This window comes from Mycobacterium kyogaense (assembly GCF_003254575.1).
GTDB lineage: Bacteria > Actinomycetota > Actinomycetes > Mycobacteriales > Mycobacteriaceae > Mycobacterium > Mycobacterium kyogaense.
On sequence record NZ_QJUA01000001.1, the window covers coordinates 350,217 to 365,642 of the forward strand.

The following is a 15,426-nucleotide window of genomic DNA, read 5'->3' on the forward strand; positions in this document are numbered from 1 at the left end:
GCCGACACACGTGGATGACGAAAGTGGGAGCAGTGAAGCGCAAGAGCATCGGCAAGACGTTCGGCACGACGGTCTCGGTTGCGGCGGTCGCCGCGATCACCCTCGCCGGCTGCGGCAGCGACAACAACACGGCGTCCAGCGGCAGCAGCAGCTCCGCCGCGTCGGGCAGCAGCTCCGCCCCCGCCGATTGCGGTGGCAAGAACGCGCTGACCGCCGAGGGCTCGACCGCCCAGCAGAACGCCGTCGCCCTGTTCAACCAGGTCTGGGGCCAGAAGTGCCAGGGCAAGAACCTGTCCTACAACCCGACCGGATCCGGTGCGGGCCGTGAGCAGTTCATCGCCAAGACCGTCGATTTCGCCGGCTCGGACTCCGCGCTCTCGGGCGATCAGGTGGCCGCCGCCGCGCAGCGCTGCGGTGGCAACCCGGCCTGGAACCTCCCGCTGGTGTTCGGGCCCATCACCATGGCCTACAACCTCGACGGCGTCGACAAGCTGGTGCTCAACGGCGACACCCTGGCCAAGATCTTCCAGGGGCAGATCACCAAGTGGAACGACCCGGCGATCGCTGCGCTGAACAGCGGCACCACCCTGCCGGACACCGCGATCACCCCGATCTACCGCTCCGACTCCTCGGGCACCACCGACAACTTCCAGAAGTACCTGAAGGCCGCCGCGCCGCAGACGTGGACCAAGGACGCCGGCAGCGAGTTCAACGGCGGCGCCGGTGAAGGCGCGTCGAAGTCGGCCGGCGTCACGCAGGCCGTGCAGGCCACCCCGGGCTCGATCGGCTACGTCGAGAAGGGCTTCGCTCAGCAGGCCGGTCTCAAGTACGCCCAGATCGACACCGGCGCCGGCGCGGTGGAGCTGACCGACGAGACCGCGGGCAAGGCGATCGACGCCGCGAAGTTCGCCGCCGAGGGCAACGACCTGACCCTCGACCTGAACTCGCTGTACGGGACCAAGGAAGCCGGCGCCTACCCGCTGGTGCTGGCCACCTACGAGATCGTCTGCTCGGCCGGCTATGACGCCGACACCTCCGCTGCCGTCAAGTCGTTCCTGACGGTGGCGGCCAACGACGGTCAGGGTGGACTGTCGAGCGCCGGCTACGTGCCGCTGCCCGACACGTTCAAGGAGCGTCTGCTGACCTCCATCGACGCGATCAAGTAACCGGACTGATCGCTGGCGCGGTAGCAGGTTCGAGGCGAGGATGGGTGCCAGACACCGATGACGTTCAACAGTATCGAGAAGGGTTCTGACGGAACTTCTGTGACTATCCCCGATCCGACGGGCGCGGGGTCGGGTGAGGCCTTGGCCGCACCCCACCCCGAGCCGACGCCGCTGTCCACGGACCCCTCGCGTCACGGCGTCGTGCGCGTGGGCGACCGCATCTTCCGCGGATTGGCCGAGAGCTCAGGCGTTTTCATCGTCGCGCTCATCGCCGCGATCGGGATCTTCCTGCTCTGGCGGGCGATCCCCGCCTTGGCGCGCAACGAGCAGAATTTCTTCCTCTACGGCGGGAACTGGATCACCACCGACACCTCGGCGATGCAGTTCGGCATTTTGGATCTGCTGCAGGTCACGGTGTTCGTGTCGGTGTTCGCGCTGCTGCTCGCCATGCCGATCGCGCTGGGAATCGCGATCTACCTCACCAACTACGCACCCAAGCGGGTGGTCGGTCCGCTGGCCTACATGGTGGATCTTCTCGCCGCGGTGCCGTCGATCATCTACGGCGTGTGGGGCCTCTACGTGCTCGCACCGGTGATCAGACCGGTGGCGTTGTGGCTCAACGAAACTCTCGGAAGCTGGTTCTTCCTGTTCGGAACCGGCAACGCATCGGTCGCGGGCGGCGGCACGATCTTCACCGCCGGCATCGTGTTGGCGGTGATGATCCTTCCGATCATCACCGCGGTCACCCGCGAGGTGTTCGTGCAGACCCCGCGCGGCCAGATCGAAGCCGCACTGGCGCTCGGCGCGACGCGCTGGGAAGTGGTCCGCACGACGGTGCTGCCGTTCGGGATGTCCGGCTACATCAGCGGCGCGATGCTCGGCCTCGGCCGCGCGCTGGGTGAGACGATCGCCCTGCTGATCATCCTGCGCGGCACCCAGACCGCGTTCGGCTGGACGCTGTTCGATGCCGGCTACACGTTCGCGAGCAAGATCGCCGCGGCCGCATCGGAATTCAACGATCAGTACAAGGCGGGCGCCTACATCGCGGCCGGGCTGGTGCTGTTCATCCTGACCTTCGTGGTGAACTCGCTGGCCCGCGCCGCGGTCTCCGGAAAGGACCGGTCTGCATCATGAGTTCTCCGACACTGGACCGCCCCGTCAAGGCTCCGACATTCCAAGGCGTCAGCACACGCCGGAAGATCACGAACAATGCGGCGACCGTCCTGGTGACCACGTCGGTGATCATCGCGTTGGTGCCGCTGCTGTGGGTGCTCTACACCGTGGTGTCCAAGGGGATCGGCGTGATCACGTCGAGCACCTGGTGGCTGAACTCCCAGGCGGGTATGACAGCGTTCGCCGCCGGTGGCGGCGCCTACCACGCGATCGTCGGCAGCCTCCTGCAGGCCGCGGTGTGCGCGGTGATCTCCATTCCGATCGGCGTCTTCGTCGGCATCTACCTGGTCGAGTACGGCGGCGGCACACGGTTGGGCAAGCTGACCACGTTCATGGTCGACATCCTCACGGGTGTGCCGTCGATCGTCGCGGCGCTGTTCATCTACGCGCTCTGGGTGGCGACGTTCGGGTTCGAGAGGTCGGGCATCGCCGTGTCCCTGGCGTTGGTGCTGCTGATGATCCCGGTGATCGTCCGGTCCACCGAGGAGATGCTGCGCATCGTCCCGATGGACCTGCGGGAGGCGAGTTACGCACTGGGCGTGCCGAAGTGGAAGACCATCGCGGCGATCGTCATCCCGACCGCGCTGTCGGGAATCGTCACCGGCATCCTGCTGTCCCTGGCCCGCGTGATGGGGGAGACGGCACCGCTGCTGATCCTGGTGGGCTACTCGCAGGCCATCAACTTCGACATGTTCAGCGGGTTCATGGGCTCGCTGCCGGGCATGATGTACGACCAGACGTCCGCCGGGGCCGGTGCCAATCCGGTGCCCACCGACCGGATGTGGGGTGCCGCACTGACGTTGATCATCGTCATCGCGCTGCTCAACGTCGGTGCCCGATTCATCGCCAAATTCTTTGCGCCCAAGAAGGTCTAGGAGAAAACCAGTGGCCAAGCGACTCGATCTCAAAGACGTCAACATCTACTACGGCAACTTCCACGCCGTCGCCGATGTGTCCATGTCGGTGCCGCCGCGCAGCGTCACCGCGTTCATCGGACCGTCGGGGTGCGGCAAGTCCACCGTGCTGCGCACGCTGAACCGGATGCACGAGGTCATCCCCGGCGCCCGCGTCGAAGGCTCGGTGCTGCTCGACGGTGACGACATCTACGGTGCCGGCGTCGATCCGGTCGGTGTGCGCAAGACCATCGGCATGGTGTTCCAGCGACCGAATCCGTTCCCCACCATGTCGATTCGCGACAACGTGGTGGCCGGGCTGAAGCTCCAGGGCGTGCGCAACAAGAAGACCCTCGACGAGGTGGCCGAGCGCTCACTCAAGGGTGCGAACCTGTGGACAGAGGTCAAGGACCGGTTGGACAAGCCCGGCGGCGGGCTCTCCGGCGGTCAGCAGCAGCGACTCTGCATCGCCCGGGCGATCGCCGTGCAGCCCGACGTGCTGCTGATGGACGAGCCGTGCTCGGCGCTGGACCCGATCTCGACGCTGGCGATCGAGGATCTGATCGCCGAGCTGAAGCAGGACTTCACGATCGTGATCGTCACGCACAACATGCAGCAGGCTGCCCGCGTGAGCGATCAGACGGCGTTCTTCAACCTCGAGGCGACCGGCAAGCCGGGCCGGTTGATCGAGATCGACGACACCGAGAAGATCTTCTCGAACCCGACGCAGAAGGCGACCGAGGACTACATCTCGGGCCGCTTCGGCTGACAGGCCATTCCGGCAACAAGTGAGCCCCCCGGAGGAGATGTCCCGGGGGGCTTTCTTGTTGCTGCTGTCGTCAGCGAGAGAGCGGCAGGCCCTCTTCTTCGGGGGCGTGCCCGGTCACCTGGAAGATCACCCGGCGTGCGATTTCCACGGCGTGATCGGCGAAACGCTCGTAGAACCGGCCCAGCAGTGTCACGTCGACCGCAGCTGCCACCCCGTGCCGCCACTCGCGGTCCATCAGCACCGAGAACAGATGCCGGTGCAGATCGTCCATCGCGTCGTCCTCGTCGCGGATCCGGGCGGCCTTCTCCGGATCGCGGGTGAGCAGCACCTCACGGGCGCTCTGGCCGAGTTCGACGGCGACGCGGCCCATCTCGGCGAAGTAACCGTTGACCTCTTCGGGCAGCGCGTGCTGGGGGTGCCGGCGACGCGCGATCTTGGCCACGTGCAGTGCCAGCGCGCCCATCCGGTCGACGTCGGCGACGATCTGGATCGAGCTGACGATCGCACGCAGATCCCCGGCCACGGGTGCCTGCAGCGCTAGGAGGACGAAAGCGGTCTCCTCGGCCCGGACGCTCATCGCGGAGATCTGCTCGTGGTCGGTGATCACCTGTTCGGCCAGCGCGAGATCGGCCTGGAGCAGCGCCTGTGTCGCCCGCTCCATCGCCGTGCCCGCCAGCCCGCACATGTCACCGAGCTGGGTCGTCAGAGATTCCAGCTGCTCGTGGTACGCGGTACGCATGATCAAAAGCCTACGTGCTACCTGCACAGATCGTCACGAGCCGGGCGGTGAACGCCAGGTGAATGCCGCCCGTTATTCGCAGGACGTGTCGGCGGCGTTGGTGACCGTCAGATCCTCGGGCAGCGCGCTCGAGGTGTTCTTCGATCCGCGCAGCACGTGCACCTTGACGGTCGAACCGCTCGGCATCGGCGTGCCGACCGCGGAGAAGTCCTTGCCCAGGACGACTTGCACGACGTCGCCGAGGCCGCTCGACCGCTCGATCGTCGGGTCGGGGAACGACGAGGCCACCGTCGCGGCCGCTTCCTCGTTGCCGGGGGAGAAGAACACCGTGGTGTGGTCCAGCGGGCCGGGGTAGTCGTCGGGGTCGGTGATGGAGAAGCCGTGGGTCTGGAGTGCTTCGGCCGCGTTGGACGCCAGCCCGCTCTCGGAGGTCGAGTTGGACACCCGCACGGTCACGTCGGCGGGATTGGTGGCGACGGCCTCGATGACCTCGCCGTCCGGCGCCGGGGCCGGGGCGCCGTTGGTCGGCGCCGCAGGGGTGCCGGGGACGGGGGTGTTGTCGGCGTTGCGTTCCTCGGGCAGCGGATCGTCGTTGATGATCGCGTCGAACAGTGCTCGCATGTCGTCGGTGCGGGGGATCTCGTTGCCGTACTCGTCGGGATAGCCGACGGTCGGCACCGTGATGAAGGTGATCCGGCCCGCGTTGACGCCCTGCACCGACTGGCCGAGGTCGACGAGATCCTTGGTGTCGAGGTTGTCGACGTAGCTGTCGTTGATGAACATGTTCACGACGTTGTTGAGCTTCGACAGCGAGAAGAACGTGTCCTTCGAGATCAACGACCGCAGCAGTGACGACAGGAACCGCTGCTGGCGTTTGATGCGCCCGTAGTCGCCGTTGGTTTCGGTGGTCACCTGCCGGGCGCGCACATAGTTGAGCGCTGTGTGTCCGTCGACGACCTGGCGGCCGGAGTTGGCCAGGACGGTGCCCAGCTCGTAGTCCTCGATCGGCGTCGTGCTGCAGACCTCGACGCCGCCGAGGGCGTCGACCATCTTGGAGAAGCCGGCGAAGTCGACGGCCATGAATCGGTTGACGTGCAGGCCCGACAGCTTCTGAATGACCTTGACCAGGCATTTGGGGCCGCCAACGGCGAAAGCCGAGTTCAGCTTGTATTCCGTGTAGGCCTCTTCGGGCCCCCAGGATTCGGTGTCCTCGTCATAGATCGGGCCGTACTGGCGGGTCTCTGGATTCCAGACCTCGCACTTCATCGGTTCGATTTTCAGGTCGCGGGGAAACGACACCGCGACCACGCGCTTACGGTTCGCCGGGATGTTGACCAGCATCACCGTGTCCGACCGGGCGCCCGCAGCGTCCTCGGTGGTGCCGGCGCCCATTTCGCTGTTGTCCCCGATGCGGGTGTCGGTGCCGACGATCAGGAAGTTCTCGTCGCCGAACTGGGCGTTGGGGTCGACGATGTCGCGGGAGTCGGGGTCGAGCGCCGAGACGCGGTTGAGCAGGTTGTTCTTCGAGGACTGCCACTGCCATGCACCGCCGGTCAGGACCAGTGCCAGCACGGCGACCAGAGCCGCGACGACCCGTCCGACGATGACGCTGCGGTGATGCCGTGGACGCTCGGGCGTCGGCGCCTCGGGCACCGCGGTGGCTGTCAGGTCCGGCAGCTCCGAAGGGTGTGCGTGCACCGCCGGCAGGATCGTCGTGTCGAACTCGTCGGCGGGGTACGGCTCGGGCTCAGGCGGGGAGTCGGGCTCTAGCTCGAAGTCGGGCTCTGGCTCGGATACGGGCTCGGGTTCGGGCTCCGCACGGTGCCGGGTGGGCCGCTCGGGGATCGGTGCTTCGCCGTGGATCTTCGCGATGAGGTCGGCGACAGTGATCGGCGCGGATTCGTCGTCGTCCCGGCGCGGGGCCGGCGCTGCAGCGGCGGTGTCTGCGTCGGTGTCGGAATCGGGGTCTGTCGCGGCATTCCGGCGCTCCCACGGCGCGGCGCCTGGTGTCGGCCGCGTCGATCGGGTAAGCCATTCGTTGTCGCGGTCTGGCTCGCTGGGGTCCGGGCGGCCGGGAGTGGCGTGATCACCGTCACTCATCGTCTACCGGCCTTTCAGCTCCTACGGCTCCGCTGGCGCCTCGTCGGCGCCGACGCGCACCTCGGGTGTGCGCCATCTCCAACTCGATACGCGCTGATCCCGCCCCCGTGTTCGGGGCCGGGCACCTCAGCATTTTCGCTGGGGTCTCATCGTACTGAGACATCCTGAGAGAGAGCTACCCGACGGCTGCCGTCAGCCGAGGATCGATATGCACTCGAGACACATGTCAAGCAGGCGGTCAGCCGCCGGAATGCATCACATCGGCGCCGACCGGCACGGCGCAGTCGTCAGGGTCGTCGAGCCAGTTCTCCGGTAGGGAGACCGATGCGGCGGAACCCTGGCGTCCGCGCGGTCCGTTGGCGGCGTCCGGGAAGGGCACGTCGGCATCGAGTTCGCCGAGCAGCTCGTCGAGCTCGGAGATCGTCTTCACCAGCGCCAATGACCGCCGCAGATCCGCCCCAGCCGGGAAGCCGTGCAGGTACCAGGCCACGTGTTTGCGCATGTCGCGCATCCCTTTGTCCTCTCCGAAGTGCGCAGCGAGCAGCTCGCCGTGTCGACGAATGATGGACGCGACCTCACCCAGGGTGGGTGGGGTGGCCGGTGCCTCGCCGCTGAAGGCGGCGGACAGTTCGGCGAACAGCCACGGCCGCCCCAGGCAGCCCCGGCCGATCACGACGCCGTCGCAGCCCGTCGCGGCCATCATGGCCAGCGCGTCTCGAGCGTCGAAGATATCACCGTTTCCGAGCACCGGAATCCCGCTGACGTGCGCCTTGAGCGCCGCGATCTGCTCCCAGTCGGCGGTGCCCGAGTACCGCTGCGCGGCTGTGCGCGCGTGCAGTGCGACCGCGGCGGCGCCTTCCTCGGCGGCGATCCGACCGGCGTCGAGGTGGGTGTGGTGCTCGTCGTCGATGCCGATGCGGAACTTGACGGTGACCGGGATGTCGGTGCCCTCGGTCGCTCTGACCGCGGCGGCGACGATCTGCCCGAACAGGCGACGCTTGTAGGGCAGGGCGGCGCCGCCGCCCCGACGTGTCACCTTCGGTACGGGACAACCGAAGTTCATGTCGATGTGGTCGGCCAGGTTCTCGTCGACGATCATCTTGGCCGCCGCATAGGTGTTGACGGGGTCGACGGTGTAGAGCTGCAGCGATCGCAGCGATTCTTCGGGCGCGAACGTGGTCATGTGCATCGTGACCGGATGCCGCTCGACCAATGCGCGCGCGGTCACCATCTCGCAGACGTAGAGGCCGCTGACGGTGCCCGCGCGGGCGAGTTCGAGTTCGCGGCACAGCGTGCGGAAGGCGACGTTGGTCACCCCGGCCATCGGGGCGAGGACGACGGGACTGCGCAACAGAATCGACCCGATCCGCAACTCGGATCGGGTCGATTCGGTGTCGTGGTTTACGAGGTCGATGTTCCCACCAGCTGGTTCTTGGCGGCCTTCTTCTCCGCCATCTGGCGCAGCCGCTCCTCACGACGCTGCTTGGCGACCTCGAACTTGTCGACGGCCTCCTGCAGTTCCTCGACCAGCAGGCCGAGGTCGTCGCGCATCTTGGCGCTCTCGCCGTTGAAGTCCTCGCGCTCGAAGATCCGCCACTTCTTCAGCACCGGCATCACGATGTCCTCGAGGTGGATGCGCGGATCGTAGACACCGCCGGAGGCGATGGTGACCGCACGCCGCCGGAAGTCGGGGATCGTGTATCCGGGCATCTTGAAGTTGCGCAGCACCTTGTGCAGCGACTTCATCGCCTGGTCGGGTGCGATCTCGAAGCCGGCTTCGGACACGTCCCGGTAGAAGATCATGTGCAGGTTCTCGTCGGCCGAGACGCGCTGCAGCAGCTGATCGGCGATCGGGTCGTCACACGCCTTGCCGGTATTGCGGTGCGAGACGCGGGTGGCGAGCTCCTGGAACGTCACGTAGATGACCGAGTCGAACAGGCTCTCCGCGAACAGTTCGAGGCCGCCCTGCTGGTTCTGGCCGGGGGAGAAGCCGCGGGTCATCTGCTCGACACGCAGCATCTCCAGCTCGACGGGGTCGACGTTGCGGGTGACGACGAGGTAGTCGCGCAGCGCGATGCCGTGCCGGTTCTCCTCGGCGGTCCACCGGTTGACCCAGAAGCCCCACGGGCCGTCCATGCTGAAGTTCATCGCGATCTCGCGGTGGTAGGACGGCAGGTTGTCCTCGGTCAGCAGGTTCGTCAGCATCGCGACCCGCGCCACCTCGGAGAGCTTCGACTGCTCGATGTCCCAGTCCTGGCCGCCGAGGGCGTAGTAGTTCTTACCGTCGGACCACGGGATGAAGTCGTGGGGGTTCCAGTCCTTCTTCATCTTCATGTGCCGATTGACCAGGGGCTCGACGACGGGCTCCAGTTCGGTCAGAAGCTGCAGATCAGTCAGATCCTTGGCCATGACACCTCCGATATCTGTACCTCGTAGTTGCAGTCAATATATCTGTGTATGCCGGTGACATTCAAGTAGCCGCGCCGGATGTCACACCCTCTCGGCTGTGCCGATTCAGCGAGAAGCGCCGTGCAGCAGCAGCTCGGCGCAGTGGTCGATGAACTGCTCGCGGGTGGCGGAGAGCCGGCCGTCCAGGTACGCGGTGAACAGTGCAGTGAGTGCCCCGATGAGCCCGGTGGCAACCATGGCCTGGGTGGTGGGGTCGGTGATGCGGGTCAGGTTGTGCTGCAGCAACTCGATGAAATTCGGCATCCAGCGTGCTCCCGAGCGGGCCAGCACCGGCTCGGCCTCGGGCGCGAGCAGCAGCAGACGGCCGCGCGCAGGATCGTCGACCATCATCGCGACGAACCGCTCGACCGCATCGCGCATGCTCTCCGACTTCGCCAGTGACGCCATCGCGGCACTGCCCACCTCGTCGTAGATCGCGGCCACGTAGTCGTCGCGGTCGGTGAAGCTCTCGTAGAAATAGCGCTCGGTCAGACCCGCGGCGCGGCATGCGGCACGCACCGTGAGGTTAGGGCCGCCCGGGCTGCCGAGCAGCTCGATCCCGGCGATGATCAGATCGTCGCGGCGCAGGGCTGGGCGGTCCCGCACGGGGACGCCGGACCACCTGCCCCGTCGTTGACCGGACGACACAGTCCTCCTAGACTCCGTTTTGACAACGTATGTAGTCAGAATTGGGGTAGCGCGAACAGTGACTCAAGATACGTCCGCCACATGCCCGGTGACCAGCGAGTCCGGCGCCGACACCGCGGTCGGCGCCGGCTGTCCGGTGACCGACGGCTACGACGATGTGCCCGCCGCGCTGGGTCCCGACTCGCTGACGTGGAAGTACTTCGGACAGTGGACCGGCATGCTGCAGGGCCCGTGGGCGGGTTCGATGCAGAACATGCACCCGCAGCTCGGCGCCGCGGTGCAGCAGCATTCGATCTTCTTCCTCGAGCGGATGCCCCGGCTGTTCCGGTCGGTCTATCCCATCGGCGGAGTGGTGTTCGACGGCGACCGGGCGCCGCGCACCGGAGCGCAGGTCCGCGACTATCACATCGGCATCAAGGGCGTCGACGACCAGGGCCGGCGGTACAGCGCGCTGAATCCCGACGTCTTCTACTGGGCGCACGCCACCTTCTTCAAATCCACTCTGCTGGCGGCCGAATGGGTCGGCGGCGGACTGACCGACGCGCAGAAGCGCCAACTGTTCGACGAGCACCTCACGTGGTACCGCATGTACGGGATGAGCATGCGGCCGGTACCCGCCACCTGGGAGGACTTCGAGCGGTACTGGGATCACATGTGCCGCAACGTACTCGAGGACAACTGGGCCGCGCGCGAGGTCATGGACCTTTCCACGATGCCGAAACACCCGTCGCTCGACTGGCTTCCGGACTGGTTGTGGCAGCTCAACATCGCCGTGATGCAGCGCTTCTTCAACTTCGCCACCGTCGGTCTCTACGACCCGCCGGTGCGTGAGCTCATGGGCTATTCGTGGTCGCCCCGGCAGGAGCGGTTACACGCGCTCTTCGGTCAGGCGGTGTACCTGACCACCCGCCTGATGCCCCGGCGGATGCTGATGCATCCGCGCAAACGTTCGGCATGGGACCGGACGCACGGCCGCCTGCCTGCCGACGCGCCGCTGGTGGAGACCCCGGCGCGCAACCTTCCGCCGGTCGAATACCGCGACGACCCGCACTTCTACTGTCCGAAGGTCTGACACGCGTAGGTTCGACTCTGTGCTGGGCAAACTGGCCGTCGCGCCACTGCTGATGATCCTCGCGGCCGGCGCCACCGGCAGCGCCGCCGCCGAACCCGGGGGCGACGCGTCGGCGCAACGCATCGTGGTCAGTGCGCCGGAGCCGGATTCGCCGGTCGGCGAACTCACGACCTACGAACGCGTCGACGGCCGCTGGCAGATGGTGCTGGGCCCGACCCCGGCAGATCTCGGCCGGCTCGGGGTGGGCGCCCCGGCCGACGACGTGTTCCGGACCCCGGTGGGCACGTTCCCGCTGGGGCAGGCGTTCGGACGCAGCGACAACCCCGGCACCCGCATGCCGTATTTCGTCGCGACCGACGAGGACTGGTGGGACGAGGACGTGGATTCGCCGACGTACAACACCCACGTGCACGCCGCGGAGATCGACTCCGAGGACGCGGAGAACCTCTACGACTCCGGGGAGATCTACGACTACGCGGTGCTGATCGACCACAATCCGGAGCGGGTGCCGGGCCGCTCAGCGGGGATCTTCCTGCACGTGACCGACGGCGAACCGACGTGGGGATGCGTTGCGATCGGGCGCGATCAGATGCGGTCGGTGCTGCAGTGGCTCGATCCGGCGCAGCACCCGGAGATCACCATCGGGGTCGGGCTGGCGGGGCCTGCGTGACACAGGCGCCGACGGACCAGGCGGCGGGTGGGAAGCGGCCGTAGATGCCGTGCGGATCGCCCGCCAACGTCAGCTGGTGTTCGTAGTCGGCGCGGGCGCGTAGTCCGGCGTCGCGGATGACGGCTGCCCGTCTGCGCCGGCGGATCGTGAGGGCGACGGCCGCTGCGGTGACGAGGATCACCGCCGGGTACCAGCCGAGCCACAACCACCAGAGCGCCACCGCGGCAGCCGTCGCCGCAAGGACGGGATGGCGCCGGTACCAGTGACGTCGCTGCGATCGTGAGCTTTGCATCGACGACGATCCTACGAGGGGCTCGCCGCGGCCGCGTCAGGTTTGCAACGGGGCCGTTGCGGATAGCTTGGAGAGCATGCACGCGCCGGAGGTTCTGGGCGGTCGCTACGAGCTACGAGGCATTCTCGGCCGTGGTGGCATGGCCGAGGTGCGTGACGCCTGGGACTTGCGGCTCGGCCGGCCCGTGGCGGTCAAACTGCTCTATCCGTCGGTGAGCGAGCAGCCCGACACCCGCCGCCGCTTCGCCACCGAGGCGCGCGCCGCCGCAGTCGTGGCGCACCCCCACGTCGTCGCGGTGCATGACACCGGAATTCACCGCGGCAGGCATTACATCGTGCTCGAACGCCTTCCGGGCCGCAATGTGGCCGACGCGCTGGCGCGTGGTGGCCCGATGCCGGCGCAGCACGTGCGGGGCGTGCTGCGCGACGTGCTGGACGCGCTGGGCGCCGCCCACGCCCGCGGCGTCCTGCATCGCGACATCAAGCCGGCCAACCTGCTCTACACGTGGTTCGGCACCGTGAAGGTCGCCGACTTCGGGGTGGCCAAGAGCGCTGACAGTCCACAGACGCTGACGAACCGCGTCTTCGGGACGATGGCCTACCTGCCGGCCGACCGAATCGCCGGCCGGCCCGCGGTGCCGAGTGACGATCTCTACGCGCTCGGCGTGGTGGCCTACGAGGCACTGACCGGCCGCCGGGCCTATCCCCAGGAGAGCCTGACCGGATTGGCCGATGCGATCGCGGCCGGCGCGGTGACACCGCTGTCGGTGCTGCGACCCGACCTCGATCCGGCGCTGGTGGCCACCGTGGAGCGCGCGATGTCACCGGATCCCCGGTGGCGCTTCGCGACGGCCGAGCAGATGCGGGCGTGTCTGGACGGGCAGGCTATCGGGATGAGCGGGGCGCCGCAGCGCGCGGTCGCGGTGCTGGCCGGGGTGGCGGCGGTGCTCGCCGTGCTGGTCGCGGCCATCGTGATTATCACGCTGTGAGCTGCGAGTTCGTACTGGTGCCCCCACCAGGGCTCGAACCTGGGACCTGCGGATTAAAAGTCCGTAGCTCTACCGACTGAGCTATAGGGGCGTGGCTTGTGTGCCTGCAAAAGGATACTGCGGGGGTGGCCGTTTGAGGATTCGGGTGTCGGTACCCTAAGCTATCGAAGCTCCCAACGAACGTTGTTGCGAGTGCCCCGGAGGAATTCGGACTTGGCCCCCATCGTCTAGTGGCCTAGGACGCCGCCCTTTCACGGCGGTAGCACGGGTTCGAATCCCGTTGGGGGTACACGCAACGCGGCTTGTCGGGTTGCACACAGTAAGGCCCTGTGGCGCAGTTGGTTAGCGCGCCGCCCTGTCACGGCGGAGGTCGCGGGTTCGAGTCCCGTCAGGGTCGCCGTATTGGCGAGGTTCGTCGGCGTGAGTCGGTGGCCTTCCGGCCAGGTAGCTCAGTTGGTACGAGCGTCCGCCTGAAAAGCGGAAGGTCGCCGGTTCGATCCCGGCCCTGGCCACCATGAACATCCGTGGTGCAGTCGCAGCGGTCGCCGCCGGTCTGGCGGTGACCCTCGTCCCTGGCATCCCGCCTGTCGCGTCGGCGCAACCCACCTACACCGTGACCGATCTCGTCGACGCCGCGGTGCGCCGCCTGCAGATCGCCGAGCCGGTCGCGGCCAACAAGTTCCACACCCGCACCCCGATCGTCGATGCCGCACGCGAGCAGCAGGTGCTCGACGCGGTCGCCGGTCAGGCCCGTGACTTCCAGATCGATCCGGCCTACGTGCAGACCGCTTTCCGCGACCAGCTCGACGCCACCGTGGGCATCGAGTACCAGCGGCTGGCGCAGTGGACGTTCGATCCGGCCGCCGCACCGGCCGATGCGCCCGACCTGGCCTCGTCGCGCGACATCATCGACGCGCTCAACCGCGAGATGGTGACGCTGATGGCCGAGGAGTGGCCAAAGCTGCACTCCCCGCAATGCCCCGCCGAGCTCGATGCCGCGAAGTCATCGGTGGCGACGTCGCGTGGCCTCGATCCGCTGTACCGGCAGGCGCTGGATCTCGCCACCCGCAACTACTGCCGCTGACATGAGCGACTTCCGCCAGCGCCTGCTCGACGGCCTGGAAGCCTCGATCGCCGAGCAGGGCTACGCCAAGACCACGGTCGCCGAGATCGTGCGTAGGGCCCGGACGTCGCGGCGCACGTTCTACGAGCATTTCACCAGCCGCGACGAGTGCTTCGTCGCGCTGCTCACCGAGGCCAACGCTGATCAGATACGGCAGATCCGCGCGGCCGTCGATCCCGCAGCGCCATGGCAGAAGCAGGTCCGCCAGGCCATCGAGGCGTGGATCGCCTCCGCTGAGGCGCGATCGGCGTTGATGCTGAGCTGGATTCGTGACGTACCGGCGTTGGGCCCCGCAGCACGGGGGTTGCAGCGTGACGCGCTGGACCACTTCATCGACATGGTCGACGCGCTGAGTGACAGCGCCGAATTCCGTTCGGCCGGTATCGGTCCCGTGCCCCGGCGGCGCATCGTCATGCTGCTCGGCGGGCTGAGGGAATTGACCGCGATCACCGTCGAAGAGGGCGGGCGGCTCAGCGATGTCACCGACGAGGCAGTGGAGGCGTCCATCGCCCTGGTGGGCTTCCGGGATCAGCGCGACGCTCTGGCCCGCTCGTAGAGCGTCGGATCGTGCGAGCACACGATCATCAGGTCGGGTTCGTTGCGGCGGTGTAGTTCGACGAGCCGGGAGTGGTTGTCCACCACCTGTTTCCAATTTCCCGCAACAGCTCGCTCGAACGCCGTCAGCGCAGGTACCCGCGGGTTCTCGTCGAGCGTGCCGGACTGGAAGAACGCATCTCCGGCGTGGAGTATCCACCGGTCGCCGGCGTCGACAGCGACGCACGCATGCCCGCGAGTGTGGCCGGGCAGGGAGATGAACACGAATCCGGGGCCGATCGCCGTGAGCTCCCTGGCGGCGGCGAACCCCCGCCACGCCTCACCCGTGATGTCGTACTGGACCAGGTGAGGGCCGTGTGCCCACTGCTCGGCGCGGTATCGGATCCGGTCGGGCAGCGCGGGCGAGCTCATCGCCTGAGCCACCTCAGCCGCGGTGACGTGAATCTGGGCGTCGGGGAAGTCGGCCAGCCCGCCGATGTGATCGGCGTCGAAATGCGTGGTGATGATGTGCCGCACGTCGGAGCGGTGGAAGCCGAGCGCCTCGACCTGACGCACAGCTGATTCGGCCACGTCGAAGGACGGCCGGAAGAAGTATCGCCGAAAAGGGCCGAAGCGGGCCGGGCTCATGCAGTCCTGCGTGCCGAACCCCGTGTCGACGAGCACCAGCCCGTTGTCCGCCTCGACCAGCAGCACATGACACACGAGACTGCCCGCACCCCAGGGCCGCATCGTGCCGCAGTTCAGATGATGGACCTTCACCAGCCGTCGCCCCCGCGTCGTCAGCAATGTC

Annotated in this window: 16 protein-coding genes and 4 tRNA genes; 12 read left to right on the top strand and 8 right to left on the bottom strand. The window is 67.3% G+C overall.

Annotation, left to right across the window (positions count from 1 at the left end; genetic code table 11):
* Window positions 1-32: 32 nt before the first annotated feature.
* Genes pstS through pstB form a run of 4 tightly spaced genes read left to right on the top strand, consistent with a single transcriptional unit; the run spans window position 33 to window position 4,001 of the window.
* Window positions 33-1,166: a phosphate ABC transporter substrate-binding protein PstS gene (gene pstS / locus DMB80_RS01710; RefSeq protein WP_111508266.1), complete on the top strand. Its 1,134-nt coding sequence runs from the start codon at window positions 33-35 to the stop codon at window positions 1,164-1,166.
* A gap of 57 nt (window positions 1,167-1,223) precedes the next feature.
* Window positions 1,224-2,300 (top strand): phosphate ABC transporter permease subunit PstC, encoded by a 1,077-nt coding sequence (gene pstC / locus DMB80_RS01715; protein WP_111508267.1) that lies wholly within the window; start codon window positions 1,224-1,226, stop codon window positions 2,298-2,300.
* Window positions 2,297-3,214 carry a phosphate ABC transporter permease PstA gene (gene pstA, locus DMB80_RS01720; RefSeq protein WP_046362276.1) on the top strand — a complete coding sequence of 306 codons (918 nt, stop codon included), beginning with the start codon at window positions 2,297-2,299 and terminating at the stop codon, window positions 3,212-3,214. Before pstC ends, pstA begins: the two co-directional genes overlap by 4 nt.
* A gap of 10 nt (window positions 3,215-3,224) precedes the next feature.
* Window positions 3,225-4,001: a phosphate ABC transporter ATP-binding protein PstB gene (pstB, locus tag DMB80_RS01725; RefSeq protein ID WP_073683201.1), complete on the top strand. Its 777-nt coding sequence runs from the start codon at window positions 3,225-3,227 to the stop codon at window positions 3,999-4,001.
* 70 nt (window positions 4,002-4,071) lie between these two features.
* Here the strand turns inward: pstB and phoU are convergent, their stop codons facing one another.
* From phoU to DMB80_RS01750, 5 genes are all read right to left on the bottom strand, one after another.
* A complete protein-coding gene (gene phoU, locus DMB80_RS01730) occupies window positions 4,072-4,740 on the bottom strand; it encodes a phosphate signaling complex protein PhoU (protein ID WP_046362278.1) in 669 nt (222 codons plus the stop codon).
* A gap of 72 nt (window positions 4,741-4,812) precedes the next feature.
* Complete coding sequence (locus DMB80_RS01735; RefSeq protein WP_111508268.1) at window positions 4,813-6,840, bottom strand: LCP family protein; 2,028 nt, start codon at window positions 6,838-6,840, stop codon at window positions 4,813-4,815.
* A 238-nt stretch (window positions 6,841-7,078) separates the two neighbouring features.
* Window positions 7,079-8,212, bottom strand: a complete 1,134-nt coding sequence (gene dusB / locus DMB80_RS01740) for a tRNA dihydrouridine synthase DusB (protein WP_111508269.1) — start codon at window positions 8,210-8,212, stop codon at window positions 7,079-7,081.
* A gap of 29 nt (window positions 8,213-8,241) precedes the next feature.
* Window positions 8,242-9,249: an acyl-ACP desaturase gene (locus DMB80_RS01745; protein WP_111508270.1), complete on the bottom strand. Its 1,008-nt coding sequence runs from the start codon at window positions 9,247-9,249 to the stop codon at window positions 8,242-8,244.
* A 105-nt stretch (window positions 9,250-9,354) separates the two neighbouring features.
* On the bottom strand, window positions 9,355-9,936 hold the full coding sequence (locus DMB80_RS01750) for a TetR/AcrR family transcriptional regulator (RefSeq protein ID WP_111508271.1): 582 nt from the start codon (window positions 9,934-9,936) through the stop codon (window positions 9,355-9,357).
* A gap of 58 nt (window positions 9,937-9,994) precedes the next feature.
* Between DMB80_RS01750 and DMB80_RS01755 the strand changes: the two genes are divergently transcribed.
* On the top strand, window positions 9,995-11,008 hold the full coding sequence (locus tag DMB80_RS01755) for an oxygenase MpaB family protein (protein ID WP_111508272.1): 1,014 nt from the start codon (window positions 9,995-9,997) through the stop codon (window positions 11,006-11,008).
* A gap of 19 nt (window positions 11,009-11,027) precedes the next feature.
* The gene (locus tag DMB80_RS01760; RefSeq protein ID WP_111508273.1) at window positions 11,028-11,678 is read left to right on the top strand and encodes a L,D-transpeptidase family protein; all 651 of its coding nucleotides are present in this window, start codon (window positions 11,028-11,030) and stop codon (window positions 11,676-11,678) included.
* On the opposite strand, the gene DMB80_RS01765 is transcribed toward DMB80_RS01760, so the two are convergent.
* The gene (locus tag DMB80_RS01765) at window positions 11,644-11,970 is read right to left on the bottom strand and encodes a hypothetical protein (protein WP_162938371.1); all 327 of its coding nucleotides are present in this window, start codon (window positions 11,968-11,970) and stop codon (window positions 11,644-11,646) included. The two genes, DMB80_RS01760 and DMB80_RS01765, sit on opposite strands and share 35 nt — an antisense overlap.
* Window positions 11,971-12,046: 76 nt before the next feature.
* On the opposite strand from DMB80_RS01765, the gene DMB80_RS01770 reads away from it, so the two are divergent.
* Window positions 12,047-12,958, top strand: coding sequence for a serine/threonine-protein kinase (locus tag DMB80_RS01770; RefSeq protein WP_111508275.1), 912 nt, complete (start codon window positions 12,047-12,049; stop codon window positions 12,956-12,958).
* A gap of 15 nt (window positions 12,959-12,973) precedes the next feature.
* Here DMB80_RS01770 and DMB80_RS01775 read toward each other — a convergent pair.
* A tRNA-Lys gene (locus tag DMB80_RS01775) sits at window positions 12,974-13,049 on the bottom strand.
* Between the two features lie 125 nt (window positions 13,050-13,174).
* Between DMB80_RS01775 and DMB80_RS01780 the strand changes: the two genes are divergently transcribed.
* The 5 genes from DMB80_RS01780 (at window position 13,175) to DMB80_RS01800 (ending at window position 14,637) form a co-directional block, all read left to right on the top strand.
* Window positions 13,175-13,247 (top strand) — tRNA-Glu (locus tag DMB80_RS01780).
* Between the two features lie 34 nt (window positions 13,248-13,281).
* Window positions 13,282-13,355, top strand: a tRNA-Asp gene (locus DMB80_RS01785).
* A gap of 41 nt (window positions 13,356-13,396) precedes the next feature.
* Window positions 13,397-13,473 (top strand) — tRNA-Phe (locus DMB80_RS01790).
* On the top strand, window positions 13,473-14,042 hold the full coding sequence (locus tag DMB80_RS01795; protein WP_111508276.1) for a chorismate mutase: 570 nt from the start codon (window positions 13,473-13,475) through the stop codon (window positions 14,040-14,042). Before DMB80_RS01790 ends, DMB80_RS01795 begins: the two co-directional genes overlap by 1 nt.
* A gap of 1 nt (window position 14,043) precedes the next feature.
* On the top strand, window positions 14,044-14,637 hold the full coding sequence (locus DMB80_RS01800; RefSeq protein ID WP_111508277.1) for a TetR/AcrR family transcriptional regulator: 594 nt from the start codon (window positions 14,044-14,046) through the stop codon (window positions 14,635-14,637).
* On the opposite strand, the gene DMB80_RS01805 is transcribed toward DMB80_RS01800, so the two are convergent.
* The gene (locus DMB80_RS01805) at window positions 14,610-15,395 is read right to left on the bottom strand and encodes an MBL fold metallo-hydrolase (RefSeq protein ID WP_111508278.1); all 786 of its coding nucleotides are present in this window, start codon (window positions 15,393-15,395) and stop codon (window positions 14,610-14,612) included. The two genes, DMB80_RS01800 and DMB80_RS01805, sit on opposite strands and share 28 nt — an antisense overlap.
* Window positions 15,396-15,426: the final 31 nt, after the last annotated feature.